The 22,339-nt window shown below is 73.8% G+C and carries 9 protein-coding genes; 2 read left to right on the top strand and 7 right to left on the bottom strand.

Features of this window, described 5'->3' with window-relative positions; genetic code table 11:
* Nucleotide 1: 1 nt before the first annotated feature.
* From ACWEVP_RS02000 to ACWEVP_RS01975, 6 genes are all read right to left on the bottom strand, one after another.
* Nucleotides 2-673, bottom strand: coding sequence for a hypothetical protein (locus tag ACWEVP_RS02000; protein ID WP_452060758.1), 672 nt, complete (start codon nt 671-673; stop codon nt 2-4).
* The gene (locus tag ACWEVP_RS01995) at nt 670-1,878 is read right to left on the bottom strand and encodes a cytochrome P450 family protein (protein ID WP_452060757.1); all 1,209 of its coding nucleotides are present in this window, start codon (nt 1,876-1,878) and stop codon (nt 670-672) included. Before ACWEVP_RS01995 ends, ACWEVP_RS02000 begins: the two co-directional genes overlap by 4 nt.
* Nucleotides 1,879-1,888: 10 nt before the next feature.
* Nucleotides 1,889-2,761 (bottom strand): TauD/TfdA dioxygenase family protein, encoded by an 873-nt coding sequence (locus ACWEVP_RS01990; protein ID WP_452060756.1) that lies wholly within the window; start codon nt 2,759-2,761, stop codon nt 1,889-1,891.
* A gap of 22 nt (nt 2,762-2,783) precedes the next feature.
* Complete coding sequence (locus tag ACWEVP_RS01985; RefSeq protein ID WP_452060755.1) at nt 2,784-11,201, bottom strand: AMP-binding protein; 8,418 nt, start codon at nt 11,199-11,201, stop codon at nt 2,784-2,786.
* Nucleotides 11,198-15,007 (bottom strand): non-ribosomal peptide synthetase, encoded by a 3,810-nt coding sequence (locus ACWEVP_RS01980; RefSeq protein WP_452060754.1) that lies wholly within the window; start codon nt 15,005-15,007, stop codon nt 11,198-11,200. Before ACWEVP_RS01980 ends, ACWEVP_RS01985 begins: the two co-directional genes overlap by 4 nt.
* 348 nt (nt 15,008-15,355) lie before the next feature.
* The gene (locus ACWEVP_RS01975) at nt 15,356-18,376 is read right to left on the bottom strand and encodes an MGH1-like glycoside hydrolase domain-containing protein (RefSeq protein WP_452060753.1); all 3,021 of its coding nucleotides are present in this window, start codon (nt 18,374-18,376) and stop codon (nt 15,356-15,358) included.
* Between the two features lie 214 nt (nt 18,377-18,590).
* Between ACWEVP_RS01975 and ACWEVP_RS01970 the strand changes: the two genes are divergently transcribed.
* The gene (locus ACWEVP_RS01970) at nt 18,591-19,793 is read left to right on the top strand and encodes an MFS transporter (protein ID WP_452060752.1); all 1,203 of its coding nucleotides are present in this window, start codon (nt 18,591-18,593) and stop codon (nt 19,791-19,793) included.
* Nucleotides 19,794-19,813: 20 nt separating this feature from the next.
* Here ACWEVP_RS01970 and ACWEVP_RS01965 read toward each other — a convergent pair whose 3' ends face one another.
* Nucleotides 19,814-20,998, bottom strand: coding sequence for an oxygenase MpaB family protein (locus ACWEVP_RS01965; protein WP_452060751.1), 1,185 nt, complete (start codon nt 20,996-20,998; stop codon nt 19,814-19,816).
* 182 nt (nt 20,999-21,180) lie between these two features.
* On the opposite strand from ACWEVP_RS01965, the gene ACWEVP_RS01960 reads away from it, so the two are divergent.
* The gene (locus ACWEVP_RS01960) at nt 21,181-22,338 is read left to right on the top strand and encodes a TetR/AcrR family transcriptional regulator (protein ID WP_452060750.1); all 1,158 of its coding nucleotides are present in this window, start codon (nt 21,181-21,183) and stop codon (nt 22,336-22,338) included.
* Nucleotide 22,339: the final 1 nt, after the last annotated feature.

Below are 22,339 nucleotides of genomic sequence, written 5' to 3'. Positions count from 1 at the left end.
CTCATCCCTCGGTGGTGTTGTAGTTGACGATCCGCTCCACCATGACCGCGTGCGCCCCGGCCAGCGGGCTGGCCGCGTCGCGCCTCGCCACGTCCGGCAACCGGTGGGCCTGGTCCTCGGCGACCACCACCGTGCCCCACAGCGCGTTGAACCCCGCGGGATCGACGGGCTTCTCCGCCGCGGCCTCGACGGTCGCGACGTCGTCCCCGCCGGAGACGGTGAGCGCGCCCATCTGCCGCAGCACCACGGGGTCGCTTTCCCTCGCCGCCACCACGTTCCAGCCCGGCCGCCGCAGGGCGGCGAGGAGGCTGCCGATGTCGCTGACGACGATGTCGGGGAGCACGAGGGCCACCGGTCCCCGCGTCATCGGCAGGGCGCACCGGATCGCGCCGTCGAGTCCCGGTGCGGCCACGTCGTCCTGGTAGACGAAGACCAGCTGGAACGTCCCGGCGTAGCGGGCCAGGTACTTCACCGTGTCGAGCTTGTGCGGCGCGAACACGACGACCACGCGCACACTGAGGCCGCTCTTCACCAGCTCGACCGCGGGCTCCAGGCTGCGGTCCAGCACGGTCACCCCGGGCGCCAGGCAGTGCAGTTCCTTGGCGTACGGCGCTCCGAAGCGCGTCCCGAAGCCGGCGCAGGGCAGGATGATCGAAACATCGGGGTCGCTCACCGCAGGCGTACCTCCAGCGCGACCCGGTGCCGTCCCCGGGGCAGCGGCACCCACGCCGGCTCGCCCACGGGCGCCACCGCCGGGAAGCGGTCGAACAAGGTGCGCAACGCCACCTCCGCCTCCAGCTTCGCCAAGGCCACGCCGAGGCAGAAGTGCGGCCCCCAGCCGAACCCGACGCTGCCCTCGCGGCCGCCGTGCTCGGCTTGCCAGCGCACGTCGGCCGCGTGCGGGTGGGCGAACCGGGCCGGGTCGCGGTTGGCCGCGCCGAGGACCGCCTGCACGGCGTCGCCCGCGCCGATCCGCACCCCGCCCACTTCCAGATCGGTTGCGGCGTAACGCAACCGGGCCAGCTGGACCGGGCCGTCGGTGCGGACCAGCTCGCGCACCGCGGCCGGCCACAGCCCGGGCTCGGTGCGCAGCAGCTCCCGCTGGGCGGGGTCGCGCATCAGCGCGAGCGCCGCGTTCGACAGCATGTGCGCCATCGTCTCGTGCCCGGCGAGCACCAGGAACACGACGAGGGCCACCGCGTCGACGTCGGTCAGGTCGTCCTGGGCGACGACTTCGCTGAGCAGGTCCTCGCGCGGTTCGGCCCGGCGGCGGTCGACCAGGGCGTGGCAGTAGGCGAACATCTCGCCCAGCGTGGGGGTGATCCGCGCCGGGTCGCCCTCGACCAGCACCTTGCCCCAGTGCCACCAGTCCGCCCAGTCCGCCTCGGGCACCCCGACCAGTTCGCAGACCACGGCCATGGCCAACGGGTAGGCGTACTCGTCGAGCAGGTTCGCCGTGTCGCCGAGGCCGTCGAGCAGCTCGTCGACGATCTGCTGCACGCGCGGGCGCAGCGTGGCGACCCGCGACGCGCCGAACGCGTGGCTGATGCTCCGGCGCAGCCTCGCGTGTTCGGCGCCGTCCAGGCTCAGCAGACTCGCCCGCAGGTAGGGCAGGTGCTCCGGCGGCGTGCCCAGCGCGAGGAACGCCTCCTCCTGCGTCTGCGCGCCCTGCCCCGGCAGGCCGGTGGGATCGTTGCGCACGGCCGGATCCGACAGCACCGCGCGGACGGCGTCGCTGCCGGTCACCAGCCAGCCTTCCCCGCCGTCCGGCAGCCGGGCCCAGCACACCGGTGCTTCGGCGAGCACGCGGTCGTAGCCGCCCATCGGGTCGCCGAGGACGGCCGGATCGCGGACGTCCACCACGGGTTCGGTCGACATGGGTCTCCTGTCAGCCTTTGAGCGGGCCGCCGTTGATGGCGACGCGGTGACCGAAGCGGGTGTGCGGGTAGTAGTCGTACGTCGCGTGGTGCTGGACGCAGCGGTTGTCCCAGAACACCAGCGTGTTCGGTTCCCAGCGCACGCGGCACGCGAGCATCGGCCGGTTCGGCACGACCGAGAACAGCAGGTCGAGCACCGCCTGGCTCTCGTCGGCCGACAGCTGGGGGATGCGCGAGGTGTAGGCCGGGTTGACGTACAGCAGCGGCCGGTCGGTCTCCGGGTGCCGCACGACGACCGGGTGCTCGCTGACCGGGGGTTCGTAGCCCTCGGGGATCTTGTGGCCGCGGAACGCGTGGGCGCCGTCGTGGATCGCGGTGAGCCCGGTCAGGAACTCCTTCAGCGTGGGCGAAAGCATGTCGTAGGCCAGGTGCATGTTCGCGAAGAGCGTGTCGCCGCCGCTGCCCGGCGCCGGCACCTCGGTGATGTGCAGCATCGAACCGAGCGACGGCTCCTCGTCGGCGGTGCCGTCGGCGTGCCAGCCGTTGCCGAACACGGTCGCCGCCTCCGGGGCGGTCGCGACCTCGAGGATGTAGGGATTCCCTTGCTCGGGCGGCGGGTTCACCGGGCGCAGCTCGCCGAAGTGCGCGGCCAGGCGCTGGTGGTCGTCCGGCGTGATGTCCTGGTCGCGGAACACCAGCACGTGGTGGTCCAGGAAGGCCGTCTTCAGCTCGGTGAGCTGCTCCTCGGTCAGTTCCCGCGTCAGGTCGAGGCCGGTGACCTCGGCGCCGATGACCGGGGTCAGGCCCCGCACGGCCAGGGTCCGGTACTCGCGCGCGGGCCGCGTCGTGATCCGCTTGACGGCGTCGAGTTCGTACTGCTCCATGGTTTCCTTCCCTCGGTGGGTCTCACAGTCCGATGGCGGCGGCCACCGCGGTGACGTGCGGGGCGCGCACGATGCCGTAGTGGGTGGCGGGCAGTTCGTGCCAGTGGCTCGGTTCGGGCAGCAGGGGCCGCCAGCCGCCGCGGTCGGCCACCGGCAGGCCGGGTTCGGGTTCGGCGGCGAGCCAGACGTGACTGGGCGTCGAGGTGAGGCGGGGCAGCCGGTGCCCGGCCATGCTGCGCAGGTTGGCCCGGGTGGCGCGGGCGAGCTTCCGCGCGTGTTCGCCCGCGGTGCCGCCGGAAGCGCCCAGCTCGCGCTCGAAGACCGTTTCCAGTTGCGCGTCGCTGTAGTCCGCCGCGCTCGCGCCGGGTGGCGGCGGGTCGAGCAGGTGCAGCGCCCGCACCGGCTGCCCGGCTCGTTCCGCTTCGGCGGCCATGCCGGCCGCGACCCACGCGCCGAACGACCACCCGGCCAGCTGCTTTTCCCGGCCGGGAAAGCGGTTTTCCAGCGCGGCGTGGTAGCGGCGGGCGCGGTCCGCGATGGACCACCCCGGTGGTTCGGGGCGGCTCAGCGCGGGGTCGGCGATCACACAGACACCGAGCCCGGCCGGCAGGGCCTCGACGAGCGGGCGGTAGGCGTGGACGTCCCCGCCGACCGGGTGCACCAGGCAGACGACTTCCCGGCTCGTCCCTTCTCGCCAAACCTGCACCTCGACCTCACCGGTGCCGGCCTCTTCGGAGAGCTTCGCCAGCAACGCCGACATCGTCACCTCCGGGCCGAGCCAGGCGAGGTCGAGGTCGACGCCGTAGAGGCGTTTCACCGACTCGACGACGTCCAGCAGGGTGAGGGAGTCGGCGCCGAGGTCGTAGAGCGGCACGTCCGGGTCGAGCTCGGCGACGCCCAGGAGGGCGCGGACTTCCTCGGTGAGGTCCGCTTCGGCCGCCGGTTCGGGGCGCGCTTCGCGTTCGTGGAACGTCCGGGCGGAGCCGAGACCGGTCGTCGCGACCAGGACCTGGGGCAGGCCCGACCCCAGCGCGCGGGCGAAGGTGCGCCGTCCCTCGTCGTCGCTCAGGCCGACAGCCAGGTGCGCCTGGTGCCGGGCGTCGGTTTCCAGGGCCGTGACGGCCATGCCGCTGTCCCGCCAGACGTCCCAGGCGATCGAGAGCCGGGCGGTCGGGCCGTCGCGGTGGGCGAGGGCGTCGAGGAACCCGTTGGCGGCGGCGTAGTCCAGCTGCCCGGTGCCGCCGAACTGCGCGGACAGCGACGAGCAGTAGACGGCGAAGCCGGGCCGGTCGCGTTCGATGAGCCGTTCGGTGAGGAGAGCGCCGGCGAGTTTGACGGCCTGCGTGCCCTCGCCGCGGGTGGCGATCAGGCCGCCGGTGGGGGTGCCGGCCGCGTGCACGATCCCGGCTACGGGCGTGGCGATGTCGTCGACGGTGACGGTGGTGAGGTCGGCGGCGAGCAGGTCGACGCGGTCGGCCCACGGTTCCAGGGGCTTGGGCAGGTGGGGGTCGCGTGCCAGCAGGACGACGCGGCCGGTGGTGCGGGTGAGCAGTTCTTCGGCGACGGCGGTGCCGATGCCGCCGGTCCCGCCGAGGACGAGGTAGGTTCCGCCGGTCGGTGTGCCGGGCTCGCGGGCGGCGACGGGTGCGCTGTCCTGGGCCCACCAGAACCCGGTGCGGAACGCGACCCGCTCCGGCGGGGTGGGGCCGGTGAGCAGGTCGGCGAGGGGGTCCAGGCGCGCGTCTTCGAGGTCGACCCAGTGGCCGCGCACACCGGTTTCCTGCGGGCCGACGGCGGTGATCCCGGCGAGCAGCCCGGCTTCCGGCCGGGTGACGGCGGTGTTCGCGGGCGCGGCACCGGAAGAGACCCACCACGTCCTGAGTGGACGGTCGTGGGCGGCCCGCAGGAGGGCGGCGGGGGTGTCGAGGCAGGCCCAGTGCGCCCGGTCCAGAGCCCGTTCGCCGACGGGGCCGGTGATGCCGAGCGGGAGCGTGTGGAGCCAGTCGATCCCGGTGTGCGGCAGGGTGTCGAGGATCCGGCGGAGGTGCGCGGTGTCGGCGGGGTCGGCTTCGAAGGTGTCCGGGTCCGGGTGGGCGAAGTGGCCGGCCGCGTGGACCCGGACGACACGCGGGTAGACGGCGTCGAGGGCGGGCGCGGTGAGCGGTCCTTCCCCGGAGATGACGAGGATGCGGCCGGTTTCGGCCGGGGCGCTCGCCCGGCGGAGCCGGACCCAGGTGGGCTGGTGCAGCCATTCGCCTTCGGGCAGCCGCGTGACGGCGGCTTTGCGCGGGAAGTCGAAGTCGCGCGTGTCGAAGGCGGGCGGCGGGAAGTCCCACGGCGCGGGAGCGGGGGAGGGGCCCCAGTCGACGGGGGCGCCGGCCAGCCAAGCGGCCGCCGGTTCCGAGCTTTCCCGGGAACGCTCGGGACCGGAGACGTCCGGAGCGACCTGCGTCGGCTCGGCCGTGCGCAACCACTCGACCGCCTCGGCCGCGTCCGCGCACGCCGCCGCCAGGCGCCAGCGCTCCGCCCGGCGCCCCGACTGCAGGTGCCGCAGTACGTCCACAAAGGACGATGGATGTCCGGCCAGGTACTCCGCCACCCGGGCCGCCTCGAGCCGCAACGCCGCCGCGCTGCGAGCCGAAAGCACCAAGCACCGCACCGGATCCGGGCGCGCGGGCGGCACCGGCCGGACCGACTCCAGTACCACGTGCGCGTTCGTCCCGCCGATGCCGAAGCTGCTCACCCCCGCGACCCGCGGCCCCGCCGGCCACGGTTCGGCGACGGCCGGCACCCGGAACGGACCCAGGTCCAGCGCCGGGTTGGGCGCCCGGAAACCCACCGTCGGCGGCACCACCCCGTGGTGGACCGCCAGGGTCGCGCGGATCAAGCCGACCACCCCCGCCGCCGCGCCGAGGTGGCCGAGCTGGCTCTTCACCGACGAGAGCGCGCACGCCGACGCGTCGGGCATCGCCTCGCGCAGGGCCGCCACCTCGATCGGGTCGCCGAGGCGGGTGCCCGTTCCGTGCGTCTCCACGTACCCGACGTCGGCACCGGAGCGCCCGGCGCGCCGGAGCGCGGCCCGGACGGCCGCGCGTTGCCCGGCCGGCGACGGGGCGCTGTAGCCCTGCTTCACCGCGCCGTCGTTGGTCAGCGCCGAGCCCGTGATCACCGAGTACACCGGGTCGCCGTCCCGGCGCGCCGCCGAAAGCGGTTTCAGCACCACCACGCCCACGCCGCTGGCCCCGACCGTGCCGTCCGCGTCGTCGCTGAACGGCCGGCAGTGCCCGTCCGGCGAGAAGATGTGCTGCGGCCGGTACCGGTAGCCCTCGGCCAGGGTGACGTCGACGAGCACCCCGCCCGCCAGCATCACCTCCGCTTCACCGCCGCGCAGCATCGCCGCGGCCTGGTGGACGGCCACGAGCGAACTCGAGCACGCCGTCTGGGTCGTCAGCGCGGGACCGGTCAGGTCGAGGTGGTAGGCCACCTTCGTCGCCAGGAAGTCCTTCTCGTGGTGCAGGGCCAGCTGGAAGCCGTCCGGCAGCGCGGCCGGGTCGGCCTCGCGCAGCATCTGCCGGAAGTAGGTGTTCTCGCCGCAGCCCGCGATCAGCCCGACGCCGGCTCCCGACGTGATCCCGGCGTGGGAAAGGGCCTCCACGCACGCCATCAGCAACTGCCGCTGCTGCGGGTCCATCAGCGCCGCGTCGCGGTGGCTGATGCCGAAGTGCCCGGGGTCGAAGGCCAGGGGGTCGTCCAGGATGCTGCGCGCGCCGACCAGCCCCTCGGCCGCCGGGAACTCTTCGATGCCCCGGCGGCCGGACACGACCAGGTCCCAGAACGCCGCCAGGTGCCGCGCGCCGGGCAGCCGCACCGCCATGCCGACGACCGCCACCGGCTCGTCGGCCGCCGGCCGGGCGGCCGGGCCGGCCGGTGCCGGGCCGCCCTCGAGGTGCCGCGTCAGGTCCCGGAGGGTGACGTGCTCGAAGAGGTCGGCCGCGGTGAACCGGTACCCGGCTTCGGCGCAGCGCAGGTGGAAGCGCATCAACGACAGCGAAGTGGCGCCGGCGGCGAAGAACGTCTCGTCCGGGCCGATCGGCGCGCCGGTCACCTCCTCGAACAACGCCGCCAGCTCGCTCGACGGCGTCCCCGCCGCCCGGTGGAGGTCGGTGCCCGCCGCCAGGGGAGCGGCGTCCCGGTCGAGTTTCCCGCTGGGTGTGCGCGGCAGCGCCGCCACGACCCGGAAGCGCTCGACCCGCGCGTGCGGCGGCAGCAGCGGCACGAGGAACTCCGCCAGTTCCGCCGCGGACGGCGTCCGGCGGCACTCCAGGACCGCGGCCAGCCGGTCACCCTGGGGCGTCACGACCACGTTGACGACGTCGGGGTGCCGCAGCAGCGCCGCTTCGACCTGTCCCAGTTCGAGGCGGTGGCCGCTGATCTTGACCTGCCGGTCGGCCCGGCCGTCGAAGTGCAGCAGCCCGGCGCGGTCGAAGTGCGCGAGGTCGCCGCTGCGGTAGTACAGCTCCGGCAGCTCGGCGAACTTCTCCGGCGCCGCTTCGCCGAGGTAGCAGCGGTTCGCCGCGAGACCGCCGATGAGCAGCTCGCCCACCTGCCCCGGTGGCAGCGCCGCGCCCGCCGCGTCGGCGACACGCAGGACGGCGTTCGCCACCGGACGGCCGATGGCGGGCCGCTCCGGCCACGAAGCCGGATCGCCGTCGAGAGTCAGTGCGCTGACGACGTGGGTTTCGGTCGGCCCGTAGTGGTTGTGCAGGCGCGCGCCGGGCAGCCCGGCGAACCACCGGCGGATCGCCGGCGTGCACACCAGCTGCTCGCCGGCGGTGATCACGTCCCGCAGCCGCGCCGGGTAGCGCCCGAGCCGGACGCCGTGCTCGGCGAGCAGCTGCAACGCCACGTACGGCAGGAAGATCCGCTCGATCCCGGCGGTGTCCAGCTGGGCCAGCAGCGCCGGGACGTCGTGGCGCCACTCCGGGCGGATCAGGTGCAGCCGGCCGCCGCCGCAGAGGGTCGTGAAGATCTCCTGGAACGACACGTCGAACGACAGCATCGAGAACTGCTGGGTCGCCGCGGGCGGCGCGTCCTGCCACTGCAGCAGGTTGGCGAGGGTGCGGTCCGGGACGCGCACGCCCTTCGGCACCCCGGTCGAGCCCGAGGTGAACAGCGTGTAGAGCGGCCGTCCGGCGTGCCGGGCCGGGACGGCGGGCACGGGCCCGCCGGTGAGCGTCACGAACCGCCGCTCGACGTCGGTCTCGAACGCCTCGCCCGGGGCGAGCAGGACGCAGCGCGGCCGCACCCGCTCGAGCATCGCCCGCAGCAGGTCCGGCGGGTACGCCGGATCCAGCGGGACGGCGGTGATGTTCAGCCGCGCGAGCGCCAGCAGCGCGACGACGTGCTCGGCCGACGGCCGGAAGTACAGCGCGATGTCGGTCGCGTCGCCGGGCAGGGTGGCGGCGAGCCGGGCCGCGTGCGCGTCCAGTTCGGCGTAGGTCAGCGTCGTGTCGCCGGTCAGCGCCGGGGCGTCGGGCGTCCGCGCGACCTGCCGCGCGAAGCCTTCGGCCACCGTTTCCCAGTCCGGCTCGGTGACGGCGCCGCGGCCGAGGTCGCGGTGGTCCGGGATCCGGGCGTCGCCGTGCAGGGCGCGGTCGAAGATCTCGCCGAGTGCCGTCGCCTCGGCTTCGGTGAAGTGGCCTTCCCCGTACTCCCACAGGCAGTCGAAGCCGTCCGGCCGTTCGACGACCGAAAGCGTCAGCGCGCACTTCGCCTCGGCCGCCTCGATCCACTGTGGACTGACCGAGCAGCCGGGCAGGCGCAGCGCGGCGAAGTCGGTGTTCTCCAGGACGAACAGGTAGTCGAAGGCCGCGTAACCGGGGTCGAGGTCGGCGAACGCGACGTCCTGGCCGTCCAGCGCCGCACCCGCCGCCCGGCCGAGCCGGCGCAGCTGGCTGTCCAGGTCTTCGCCGGGGTCCACGGAAAGGGGCAGCCGGACGGTGTTGGCGAACATCCCGACGCTGTCTTCGAACTCCCGCACCGGCCGGTTCGCCACCGGGGCGGCGATCCGCGGCCGGGTCCGCCCGGTCACGGCGTGGAGGGTCCAGGCGAACACGCCGAGCAGCAGCTGGAACCGCGTCAGGCCCAGTTCGCCTGCCTGCTCGTCGACGCGCTCGCGGTCGATGCGGGTCGTGTGCAGCCGCCCGGCCAAGGATGCCGCGCCGAGCGGCTCGGCGTCGTCGGACCGCTCGGTCAGCTGGGTGCGGTAGCCGGGGGAGGCGAACCAGCGCGACTGCCAGGCGGCGAAGTCGAGTGGCGTGTGCGCGTCCGGTCTCGGTGGCGCGCCGGACAGTTCCCGGAACAGGACGTTGAGCGACCAGCCGTCGACCGCGATGTGGTGCAGGCAGAGCACGAACGTGCCGCCGGGTCGCCAGGCCGCGCGCAGCAGCCTGCCCGAGGCGAGGTCGAACGGCGCCGTGAAGAAGTCCTCGCCGGGTTCGGTCCACGGGTCGTACGGCGCCTTCGTCACCTGCCGCAGGCCGTCGGAGGTGGCTTCGAACGCGGTGCGCAAAGCCGGGTGCCGCTCGACCAGCATGCGCACGTCCCGGCGCAGCGCGTCGACGTCCGGTGCGCCGGTGACGCGGAAGGCCAGCGGCACGTGGTACGCGGTGGAGGCGGGATTTCTCTGCTGCACCAGCCAAAGCCGCTGCTGTTCACTCGTGGCGGGCGCCGTGGTCGCGGTGGTCGGGGCACCCGGTTCCGGGTAGGCCGCCCGCCCCGCGCCCGAGATCGCGGCGGCCAGATCGGCGAAGGTGCCGTGCTGGACGACCGAGGGGGCGAGGTCGGTGCCCCAGCGCTCGCGGACGGCGAACCGCAGCCGCAGCGCCTTGAGCGAGTCGCCCCCGGACCGCAGCCACGTGTCGCCGGGACGGAGGTCCGGGACGTCGAGGGTCTCCGACACGACGTCCAGGACTTCGCGTTCCCACGCGGTCGCCTCCCCGCCGGTGTCCGGCCGCCACGCCCGGTACCCGCCGGCCAGGAGCGCGGTTTCGTCGACCTTCCCGTTCGCGTTCCGGGGCAGTTCGGCGACGCGGAACACGTGGTGCGGCCGCATGTAGGCCGGCACGGTCTCACCCAGGTGCGCTTCGAAGGCGTCGAAGGTCAAGTCGCCGGCGACGACGAAGGCGAGCAGCTCGGCCGTGGCCGCCCGGCGCACGGCCACGTGGACCTGCCGGACCCGCGGATGCGCGAGCAGCCGCTGCTCCAGCTCACCGGGCTCGATCCGGAACCCGCGGACCTTGACCTGGCGGTCGGTGCGCCCGACGTAGGCGAACCGGCCGCCCGGGAGCACCCGGACCAGGTCGCCGGTGCGGTAGAAGCGCGCGCGGCCCTCGTCGAGCCACGGCAGCCGGACGAACCGCTGCCCGGTCTCCGCGGGCAGGCCGCGGTAGCCGAGGGCGACGCCCGCGCCGGAGAGGTACAGCTCGGCGACCTCGCCTTCGCCGGCCACGCGCTGGTCGTGCGTGACCGCCACCGCGCCGGTGCCCGGCAACGGACGGCCGATCGGCACGACGTCGCCGTCGAAGCCGCGCGGGATCGTGTAGCTGAGCGCGAACGTCGTCGTCTCGGTCGGGCCGTAGCCGTTCTGCAGCCGCGTCGGCGAATCCGGGTTGGCCCGGTACCAGCGCCGGATCAGCGGGGCGTTGAGCTGCTCGCCGCCGATGACGACCCGGCGCACGGTCGAGAAGCTGCCCGGCACGGTCTCGGCGACCGCGTTGAACAGCGTCGCGGTCACGAACATCGTGTCGATGCGTTCCCGGACCAGCGCGTCGGCGAACGCCCGCGGATCACCGACGGTGTCGTCGTCGAGGACCACGCACGTGCCGCCGGTCAGCAGCGGCACCCACACCTCGAAGCTGATCGCGTCGAACGCCGGGTTGGCCAGGCAGGCGAACCGCGCGCCGATGTCGAGCCAGCCGGGTTCGGCCAGCCGCAGGATCCCGGCGTCGCGCACTTCGACGCCCTTGGGCCGCCCGGTCGTGCCGGAGGTGGAGAAGAGGAACGACGCCGGCGCGGGCTCGGCGGGGAGCCCGATCTCGGCCGGCGTCGAGCCGGGCAGTTCGTCCTCGACCACCGCGACCGCGCCGGAGTCGGCGAGGATGGCGTCGCGGCGCGCGGGCGGGCTCTGCCGGTCCAGCGGCACGACCTGACCGCCGAGGCGCAGCACGCCCAGCATGACCTGGACCAGCTCGAGGGACCGCGGCAGGCCGACGGCGACCGCGTCACCCGGGCGCACCCCCCGCCGGGTCAGCTCGTCCGCGACGGCGGCGGCCTTCGCGTTCAGCTCGGCGTAGGTCAGGTGCCGGCGGCCGTCGGACACGGCGACGGCGTCCGGGTGCCGCAGGGCCCGGTCGTGGACGCGGCGGGCGATCGACGTCATCGGGCCGCCAGCTCGGCGGTGACGAGCTTGGCGACCAGCGGCAGCGCGTCGCTTTCCAGCATGTCCCAGTGCCCGCAGTCCGCGGGGACCACTTCGAACCCGCCGCGGGCGCGGCGCCGCCAGAACTCCACCGCGCCGGGGACCGGGTCCTCGCCGACGGCTTGGACGAACACCACCCGCGCCGCCGACTCGCCGGGATCGTGCTCGCGCGCGGTCAGCCGGTTGTGGTTGTACGTGCGGTGGTAGCGCTCGATCTGCGCGTCCTCGATCCCGGGGTACATCCCGTTGAAGCGCACCAGTTTCTCCCGGAACTCGGCCGCCGGAACGGGTTCGATCGCCGCTTTCGCGGCGGGGTCGTCGGTCGCGGCCGTGTCCAGCAGGACGACGCTGACGCGCGGGTGGTGTGCGGCCAGCCGCCTGCCCATCTCGTAGGCCACCAGCCCGCCGTACGAAAGTCCGCAAAGGACCAAGGTTTCCTCCGGCCGCGGGGCCACGAGCCGCAGGTACTCCTCGGCCATCGCCTCGACGCTCGGCAGCGGCTCTTCGCCGGGGTTGAGCCCGGGGGACTGGATGCCGAGCACGCCGGCGTCCCCGGGGAGCAGTCCGCTGAGCGGCAGGTAGCAGAACGCCGTGCCGCCCGCCGGGTGCACGCAGACGACGCGGGCCCGGCCGTCGCCGCGGCGGAACTCGACCAGGCTGCCGGTCTCCGCCGGCCGGTCCGCGCGCAGCAGGGCGGCCTGCGCCTCGATGGTCGGGTGCAGGATGACGTCCCGGATCGGCAGCTCGCGGCCGAACTCCGCGCCGATGGCATGGGCCAGCTTGATCGCGGAGATCGACGTGCCGCCGACGTCGAAGAAGCCGTCCGAGACACCGATCGAGGGGTGCAGCAGCAGGTCTCGCCAGATCCGCAGCAGTGCCAGCTCGACGTGGTCGCGCGGGGCGGCGGTGTTGACCGCGGCGGGCGCGCTCGTGCGGGCGCGCGTCAGCACGGCGTCGCGGTCGAGCTTGCCGCTGCGGCTCAAGGGCAGCCGGTCGAACTCGGCGAACACCGACGGGATCATGTAGTCCGGCAGCCGGCCGGCCAGCGCGGTCCGCCACTCGTGCGGGGTCCGGCCACCGCCGCCCGCGACCCCGGCGACGAGCCGCGGCTCGCCTTCGCGGTCCACCAGCACGGCGGCCTCGCGGACCCCGGGCACGGCCAGCAGCGCGGCCGTCACCTCGCCGGGCTCGATGCGGAACCCGCGCAGCTTGATCTGGTCGTCGCGACGGCCGGCGTACTCGGCTTCCCCGTCCGAGAGCCACCGCGCCAGATCGCCGGTCCGGTACATCCGCTCGCCGGGCACGAACGGGTCCGGCACGAACCGCTCGGCGGTCAGCGCCGGCCGGTGCAGGTACCCGCGGGCCAGGCAGGCGCCGGCCAGGAAGACCTCGCCCACGACGCCGGGTGGCACCGGCCGCAGCCGCTCGTCCAGGAGGTACAGCCGCGAGCCGGGCAGCGGCCGCCCGATCGGCGCCGGGCGGTCGCGGGGCTGCGGGTCGAAGTGCGCGGTGGCGTAGAGCGTGGCTTCGGTCGGTCCGTAGCCGAAGCAGATCCGCAGGCCCGGGAGGGCGGCCTCGAACCGGGCGAGCGCGGACTCCGGCAGCGGTTCGACGCCGGTCAGCAGCTGCCGCAACGCGAGCCCGTGCAGGCGCGTGGGGTCTTCGTCGACCCACCGGACGTAGGCGGGCGGCAGGAACGCCTGGACCACCCGGTGGTCCCGGAGCCACGCCAGCAGCGCCGCCGGGTCGGGCCGGACGGCTTCGGGCACGACGTGCAGCACCGCGCCGGTGGTGAGGGGGAGCAGCAGTTCGTGCACCGAGGCGTCGAAGCCGATGCTCGACCACGCCGACGTCGCCTCGCCGGGCGTCGCGCCGAAGCGGTCGAGCCACTGGTCGAACAGGGCGAGGACGCTGTGGTGGGTGACGGCGACCCCCTTCGGGCGCCCGGTCGAGCCCGAGGTGTAGATGACGTAGGCCGTTTCGCCGCGGTCGGTCGTCGCCGGCCGCCGGGTCTCGTCGCCTTCGGTTTCGAGGGCGGCGACGTCGTCCGCGAGGACCAGCACCGGGCGGGCGTCCTCGACCATCGCGGCGCGCCGGGCGGCGGGCTGGGCCGGGTCGAGCGGGAGGTAGGCGGCGCCGGTCTTCAGCACCCCGAGGACGGCGACCACCAGCTCGGCCGACCGTCCACTGAGGATGGCCACGACCTCGCCCCGCCCGGCTCCGCGGGCGCGCAGGGCGTTCGCGAGCCGGGTGCTGCGGCGGTCCAGCTCGCCGTAGGTGAGGGTGTGGCCGGCACAGACGAGCGCCGGGGCGTCCGGCGTGGTGTCGGCGTGGGTGGTGAACCGGTCGACCAGGCCGCCCGGGCGGGGGTGCGCTTGCGGGCCGGTGCTCCAGGCCGTGAGGATTTCCCGGCGTTCGGCGTCGTCGAGCAGTTCGTAGCTCGCGAGATCGGCCTCGGGGCGCGTCGCCAGCTGGTCCAGCAGCCGGACGAGGTAGCGGGCGTACCGCTCGGCGGTGGCGTGGTCGAAGAGGGCCACGGCGTAGTCGAGGTGCCCGGCGACGCCACCGTCCTCGGCGGCGAGGCCGAGGGCGAGGTCGAACTTGGCCGGCGCGTGCTCGACGTCGAGGGATTCGACGGAGACGCCGGGCAGGTCGAGGACGTCGTGCAGGGTCGGCACCCACGCGAACATCGTCTGGAACAGCGGGGTGTGCGCCGGGCTGCGCGGCGGGTTCACCAGCTCGACGACCCGTTCGAACGGCAGCCCGACGTGGTCGATGGCGCCCCGCAGGGCCGCGCGGACCTGCTTGAGCAGCCCGGCACCGGTGGGCGACCCGGTCAGCTCGGCGCGCACGGCGAGGGTGTTGACGAAGAACCCGATCGTGTCGGGGTACTCGCCGCCGGCCCCGCGGTTGGCGGTCGGGACGCCGACAACGATGTCAGTTTGCGCGGAAAGGCGGTGCAGGAGGATGAACCAGCAGGTCAGGATGGTGGAGTAGAGCGTGACGCCGTGTTCGCGCGCCACGGTCTTCAGCCGGGTGGTGAGACCGGGCCTGAGGGAGACCGGCACACGCGCGCCGCGGTGGTCCTGCCGGGCCGGGCGCGGCCGGTCGGTGGGGAGGTCCAGCACCGGCGCCACGCCGTCGAGCTGTTCGCGCCAGTACGCCTCGTGCCCTTTCGGGCCGTCGCCGGCCAGCCAGTCCCGTTGCTCTTCCGAGTGGTCGCGGTAGGGCCGCGCGGGCGGCAGGTCCGGTGCGGTGCCGCTCAGCCGAGCGGCGTAGAGGAGGCCGAGTTCGCGCAGGAGCAGCGTCCGGGACCAGCCGTCGAAGACGACGTGGTGGACGGTGATCAGCAGGACGTGGAACTGTCGGTCCTCGTCGGTGGCGTGGCAGTCGGGGGGCGGCGCCCCAGCCACCAGCCGCGCGCGGGCGAGCGGCGCGCGCGTGAGGTCGAACGGCTCGAAGGCATCGCCGCGCCGCAGTCCGTCCGCCTCGTCCGCCCGGCCGCCGACATCGGTGACCGGGCAGGGAAAGCCGTGACCGGCGGGTTCGACGATTTGCACGGGCCCGCCGTCCTCGACGACGATCCGCGTGCGCAGGGCTTCGTGCCGGTCGGCGAGGTCGTCGAAGGCCCGTTGGAGGGCTTCGCGGTCCAGAGGGCCCCGCAGCGCGAAGGCCATGGTCTCGTTGTAGGCCGGTCCGGCCCCGTCCAGCTGGGAAACGGTCCAAAGGCGCTGCTGGCCGGACGACAGCGGGGCGGACACTCGCATCGAGGACGGCCTTTCCTGGCGGGGCGGGCGAACGGGTACAGCGTCGTGCCGTCGCAGCCGAGGTCGGGGAAACGCTCTCTGTCTGTCCGGACAGTTAACACCACACCATCGGGTGATGACGAGGGGTGACGGAAGTTTGCCCGGAAGTCCCTGCCGCGGGTTCCCGGCCGGACGGGGCGCCGGGGGCGGCGGGGTTCCGGGCCGGGGCAGTCCACTGTGGACACGGCGAGCGCGGCGCGGCGACCCGGCGCCCGCCGTGGCCGGGCCGAGCGCCGGATGCGCCTACCGGAAGCGCGCCTGACTGCGTGCGCGCGTCGCCCACCAGCACAGAACGCCGCAGCGGGCCCCTTACCGCCCTGCGACCTCGGCCGCGGTGAGCGCCCGGTTCCACACCACGACGTCGTCCACACTGCCCGGCCAGAAATCGCTGTGCCGGCCACCGGAAACCGCGCGCCCGATCGCGAGCGGGCCGGGCGCCGCGTCCCCGGCGGGCTGGGTCCACGTCCTGGCCTGCGCCACGCCGTCGACATACAGCACGTACGTTCCCGCGTCGGCGTCGTGCACGCCCACCAGGTGGTACCACCGCCCGGTCTCCGGGACCGCGTCCGACAACGCCCGTCCCGAGCCGGTCGAGAACGCCCACCGGTTGTCGGCGGCCGAATACTGCAGGTAGAACCCGCTGCTCGGGTCGCCGTCCTGGCTGACCGCCGTCGCCCACGAACCCGTGCGGTCCAGCCGGACCCACGCGCCGACCGAGTAGTGGCCCGTCGTGTCCACCACCGGCCCGCTCGTCTGCGCGGACTGACCCGAGCCGTCGAACTGCGCCGCCGTGCCGGTCACGCCGGGGACCCAGGAGCCGGTCAGGGTGGCGTCGTGGGAGCCGGCGGTGTCGTGGGCCGTCGTGCCGGTGCCCTCGTCGAACGTCCACGCGCCGACCGGGTCGTGCTGACCCGCGGCGTGGGCGACCTGGAGGTTCTGCCGCTGGTGCGTGGACGCGGCGCCGCCGGGACCCCGGTAGGACGCGGTCGCCGTCAGCGTCGCCGCGCTGCCCGGCTCGGCGTCCGCCGGGGCGCTCAGCGCGTAGGTCCACGTCCGGGACCCGCCGGGCGGGATGGTGGCGGTGGACTGCCCGGCGGGGACGGCCGACCAGCCGGCCGGCACGGCGACCGCCACGCGCGCGGCGACCAGCGGGCTCCGCGTCGTGTTCCGCACCGTCACGGTCACCGGTGTGCTCCCCTTGACCGTGACGACCCCGCCGGCCGGCCCGACGGTGATCCGGGCGTCGGGGCTCGACGGCGTCCAGGACTGCAGTTCGGTGACCCCGACGAACGCGCCCGGCGGGTTGGTGAACACGAGCCGGACCTTGCTCGTCGTCAGCGCCGGGAAGGTGATCCGGTTGACGCCGTTGCCCACCGGCGCGGCCGGTGCGCGGACCTGGCCGGGAACCTCCTGCCAGGCCGAGCCCGTCCAGTACTCCAAGCGGTACGCGGCGGCCGGCCGGACCCCGCCGCCGTCGTCGTAGCCGTGCCAGCGGATGTCGGAAACCGTTGTGGGAGCACCGAAATCGACGCCGTAGAAGTCACTGGCGTTCGGCGACGAGTAGTTGGTCCAGCGCGTGTTCTCGGGCACCTCGTCGTACCAGACCTTGCCGTCGAGGGCGTTCCACGCGTTGTCGTAGGTCCAGGTGTAGGACGTGATCGGCCGGGGGTAGCCGGTGCGCAGCGGGTTGGCGGCGTCGTTCACCAGGTCGTCGGACCGGGGGAGCACCGTGGCGCCGACGTCGATGGTGGTGTTCCGCAGCGTCGCCGAGCGCTGGACGAGCCGCCCGTCGACGTACAGCCGCATCCCCGCGCCCTGACCGTAGTGCCGGCCGTCGCGGTCCCACAGCACGGTCACGTCGTGCCCGTGGTACGGCGCGTTTTCGACGGCGAAGTGGTCCCATGTGGACGGTGTGAGCGGCCGGACGTCCAGCGTGGTCCCCGGCTGCGGGCGGAGGCCGAGCAGTCCGGAAAGGACGAGGTCGGTGTAGGTCGAGTGGTTGTAGTCCTCGCTGTGGTTCGTCCCGTCGTAGATCCAGGAATCCCGGTCGGGGTCGTGGGCTTCGGCGACGTAGGGCCTGCCGTTCTTGGTCTGGGTGCGGGCGTAGGTCGCCAGTGCCGTCGCATAGTCCTCTTTGGACGCCACGGACTGGGCCGGGTAGTCGTCGAGGAGGTTCGCCATGCCCGTCAAGGTCTGCGAAGTCGCGAAGGGCCAGCTCGGCCCGTCCCAGCGGCAGCAGTTGCCGGCGTCCTTCATGAAGAACGGGCTGCGGCGCTCCGCCGTGGTCGGGCCGTAGGCGCTCGCGAAGCCGTTCGGGTCGAGCAGCTGGGACCACGCCGCGCTGTCGGCCGGCTGGGCCGCGCCGAACATCCAGGGCACGAACCCGATCTGCTCGCGGCTGCCCGACAGCCGGTGGTCCGGGTTGCCGTCGCGCGGCATCGCGTAGTAGAAGCCGCGCGACGGGTCCCACAGCCACTTCCGCAGCGCGGCCTTCAGCCCGGCGGCGCGCTCGGCGTACTCGGCGGCGAGCCGGTGGTCGCCCGCGGAGTCCGCGATGCGGCTGATCGCGACGGCGTCGCTGTACTGGTAGGAGTTCAGCGTCGGGCGGTACCCGGCACCGCCGTGGTAGGGCTCGGGCGACTCGTAGGAGGAGGCGGAGAACTCCATGGCGTCCCAGACCGGCACCGACCAGTAGAGGCCCAGGTCGGCGTTGAACTGCTTGTCCCAGCCGCGGTACTGGCGCACCAGGGCGGGCAGCAGGTCGCGCAGCGGTGCGAAGTCGCCGGTCACCTGGGCCTGCCCGTAGGCGGACGTGGCCAGCCAGACGCTGTACTCGTGCGCCCAGTCGGTCGTGTCGGCGTTGACGTCGTCGGTGGCCGGCTTGGGGCCGGCGCCGGGCCCGGTGAGCCAGAACCTGAGGTAGTCCTGGGCGTAGCCGGGGTCGCGCAGCCAGCGCCCCTCGGTCAGCTGGTGCCCGGCGGCGGCGTTGATCGCCTGGTAGGGCGCGGCGTAGCCGCAGCAGTCGAGGAACTCCGTCGAGATCCAGCCGTCGGCGGGGTCGGTGTAGCGCAGGTGCTCCTTCCAGGCCCGCCACCGGTAGTAGTAGACGCTCTGCATCGTGGCGTCCGGCAGGTCGACGAACGGGATGTTCGCCTCGTACCACGCGGGATCGGCGTAGCCGGCGAGCGCGGCGGTGTGGTCGAGGAAGTGTGTCCCGCCACCCGGTGCGGGGGTGTTCCCGGTCGCGTTCGCGACGTCGGCGAAACCGAGCTGGGCGACGAGGACGGCCGTGGCCAGCCAGGCTCCGGTACGTCTCCAGGACCGCCGCATCACGCCTCCCGCGAAGGATTTACAACGTTGTAAAACACAGGCTCGACCACTATCGCTCAAGAGAGCCCAAAAGGGAACACCCGGCGTGGGGACAAGGCCGGACAGGAACGCCCGCCGGTAAGTCCGGAATGCCTGGCCGGTGCACGGTTCCGGAGCGCGACAATGATCACTCCCGGCGCCGGCGGCCGCGCCGGCGCCGCATGATGGGCTCGAGATGGTCGAAGAGTTCCGCCTGCGCTCGGTCGCCGCGGCGGCGTACGGGCCGGCGGCCCTCTTCGGGCTGTCCGAAGGAGCCGTGCTGCCCGTCATCGTGCTCAGCGCGATCGATCGCGGCGCGAGCCCGTCGACGGCCGCGCTGATCGCCGCGATGCTCGGCGTCGGGTCGCTCGCCGCGAACATCCCGGCGGGCGTCCTCGCGACGCGGGTCGGCGAACGCCGGACGATGCTGGTGGCCGCGGCCGTCATGGTCGCGGGTGTCTCGACCTGCCTGGCCGACCTCGGCCGCGGCCTGTGGTCGCTGCTGCTCTACGGCGGCGGCGTCGTGCTGATCGGGGCCGCGAGCGCCGTCTACGGCCTCGCCCGCCAGTCCTACCTGACCGAGATCGTCCCGCCGCACCTGCGCGCCCGCGCGCTGTCGACGCTGGGCGGCAGCATGCGGATCGGCCTCTTCCTCGGGCCGTTCACCGGAGCCGCGGCGATGCGGTTCGCCGGGCTGCCCGGCGCGTACTACGTGAGCCTGGCCGCGATCGCCGCCGCGGCCGCGCTGGTGCTGCGGGTGCCCGACCTCGAGGTCACCGCCGACGACCGGGCCGCCGCGTCGGCGGTCACGACGCGGAAGATGCTGGGCCGGCAGTGGCGGGTGTACGCGACCCTCGGCGTCGGAGTACTGCTGTTGTCGGCGATCCGGCAGACCCGCCAGACGGTCGTTCCCCTGTGGGCGGCGCACATCGGGCTGTCACCGACGACCAGTTCGATCATCTACGGCGTCGCCGGCGCCATCGACGCGCTGACGTTCTACCCGGCGGGCAAGGTCATGGACCGCCACGGCAGGCGGTGGGTGGCCGTGCCCTCGACCCTCGTGCTCGGCACGGCCTTCCTCCTCATGCCGCTGACCCACGGCGCGGTCCTGCTGACGGCCGCGGCCGTGGTGATGGGTTTCGGCAACGGCATCGGCTCGGGCATCGTGATGACGCTCGGCGCCGACGTGTCGCCGTCGGTGGGCCGGCCGACCCACCTCGGGATCTGGAACGAGCTCGCGGACATCGGTACCGGGGTGGGCCCGTTGATCCTGTCCGCGGTGACGGCGGTGGCGGGTCTCGGCGCCGGGATCGCGGCCAGTGGTCTGGTGGGTTTCCTGGCGGCGGGGGCGATGTGGCGGTGGATCCCGCGCCGCGCCGCCGGCCGGTCCCGGGCGTGACGCTGCCGGGAGCGCCGGCGTCAGGCGCCGGGCCGGTTGCCGGTGGGGATCGTGATCGGCGTGGTCGTCGGCGAGGAAACCTTGTTCAGGAACAGCATCGCGATCGCGCGGAGGAACTGGTCGAACAGGAAGAACCCGGCCGGCGCGATCGGCAGCAGCCCCTCGCGGAACGCGATGTAGGCCGGCCACCCGGTACGGACCAGCGCGGCCGCCGCGTAGTCGCGGGGCAGGCCGAGCCAGTCGCCGACCGCGTCGCTGAGCACGTACCGCACGAACTCGTCGAGGAACCCGCGCGTGACCCCGAGATCGATCTGCGCGGTCAGCCCGAGCAGGTCCTCGGCCAGCTCCCTGCCCTCGGTCGTGGGGGAGAGCAGCGGGGTCAGCACCCGCGCCGACTGCGCGTCCGCCTCGGCCCACGTCTTGGGGATGAACTCGTCCCGCACGCCGAGCAGGTGGATGGCGACCTGCCACTGGTGCAGGAAGGCCTCCTCGTCCGCGGCCGACATCGGGACGCGCCATTCGAGCAGCTTCCGGTGCACGTAGGTGCCGAGACTGTGGAAGGTCACCAGGATGTCGCCGTTGCTGATCGGGATCTGCTCGTCGGCGACCGCGCGCCAGTGCGGTGACTGCGGCAGCAGGTGGCGCACGGCGGCGTGCACCAGGCGCGTCTTGGTGGCCGTGACGACGAACTGGCCGCTCGGCTGGAACGCGTTCAAGTCGCTCAGGTCGTAGCCGAAGGTGAACGTCTTGGCCGCGCGGTCCTGCATGTTCGCCCCGCCGGCGGACCAGTAGACCGACTTGGCCTCCCGCGGGATGACCGTGCTCATGATGCCGCTGCCGAGGCCGTAGAGCAGGAACAGGTAGGTGTCCTTGCGCCGGTTGAAGTCCGCGGCGCGGCGCAGCTTCACGGGGTCGGCCCACGACGGCAGCCGGTTGACCCGCTGGAGGTAGCCGGCGAGGTCGGTGGGCAGCCCGGTGGGCAACGGGTCGCTGTTGTTCACCCACGGCCGCAGCGCGGTGTTGACCGCGGGCACCCCGCCGGTGTCGAGGACGCCCGCCATCAGGCGGTCGGCTTCGTCGTCCCAGACCCACCACGGGTCGGTGGTGGTGCCCGCCGACGCCCAGGCCGGGACGACGCCGGTCGCGCTCGCCAAACCCAGCGCGACGCCGAGCGAAAGGACGTTCCTCCTGCTGAGATTGCTCATTGACTTACCTAGCTTCCTTGGTAGGTATATGCCCTGTCGAGCCCGCATCCGAGGAGAGATTCTCCATTAACATAGCGAGCGGTGTCTCCGGTCGGCAAGAGTGAGCGGGGGTCGTGCGGGGCCCGTCGTGGTTGACTGGCGGGCATGGCCCCGTTCGCGCTCGACCCCGCCCGGCGGCCGCGGTGACCGCGGAGCCGGCGGCGGCCGTCCGGCCGCGCAACCGCAAGCAGCTCATCGTCGAAGCGGCGGCCACGGTTTTCAGCGAGCGCGGCTATCACGCGGCGTCCATGGAGGAGATCGCGGCCGGGGTCGGGATCACCGCGGCCGCGCTGTACCGGCACTTCCCGAACAAGTACGCGCTGTTCGCCGAGTGCGCGAACATCATGGCCGATCGCCTCGTCGCGGCGCTCGACGAGGTGCCGCCGGACGCGGCACTGGCGGACGTGCTCGCCGCCGTCACCCGGGTCACCGTCGCCCACCGGGCGGCCGGTGGCGTGTACCGGTGGGAGGCCCGGTACCTCGACCGCGACGACCGCCGGGTCCTGAAGGGCAAGTTCGCGCGCGTCGTCGGCCGGGTGGCGGACGTGGCGCAGCGCGAACACCCGCTGCCCGGCGGGCACCTGCGTGCCGTCGCGGCGCTGGGCGTGATCGGGTCGATCACGATGCACCACAACTCGATCGGCCGGCGCCGCGTCGAAGACCTGCTGCAGGCGTCCGCGCTGCGCGTGGTCGCGACCGATCCGACGGCGGCCGCGGACGCGGGCCTCGTCGAACTGCCCGCCCGGCCGGTGCCGCGCACGCGGCGCTCGGAGATCCTCGCGGCCGCGATCCCGCTGTTCGAACGCGACGGGTTCACCGCCGTCACCAACGGCATGATCGCCGACGCCGTGGGGCTGGTGCCGTCCGGGCTCTACCGGTACTTCCCCGGCAAGGCGGACATCCTGGCGGCGGCGTGCCTGCAGGCCGCGGACCTGCTGGCCCAAGCGGTCGAGCACAACCTGCGCGGGGTGACCGGCGTGGCCGCCCTGACCGCCCTCACCGCCACGTATGTGGCCTACAGCTTCGAACACAGCGCGCTCAACAGCGTGGCCAACGCCGAAGTCGTCGGCTTGCCCGCCGGGCTGCGCCGTCCGCTGATCGCCGCGCAGCGCGAGCACATCGCCGTGTGGGAGGAACACCTGCGCCGGGCCCGGCCGGACCTCGACGCGCGTCAGGCAAGGGTGTTGGTGCACGCCGGCTTCGGCGTGGTCGTCGAAGCCGGGCGCCACCTGCGCTGGCAGGACAGCCCCGAGCACCGGGCGGCCGTCGCCGCGCTGCTCATGAGCGCCTTGGACCGGTGAC

Source organism: Amycolatopsis sp. NPDC003865 (assembly GCF_053605345.1).
Note: the sequence above shows the minus strand (reverse complement) of the source record. Positions and strands in the feature narration are given on the sequence as shown.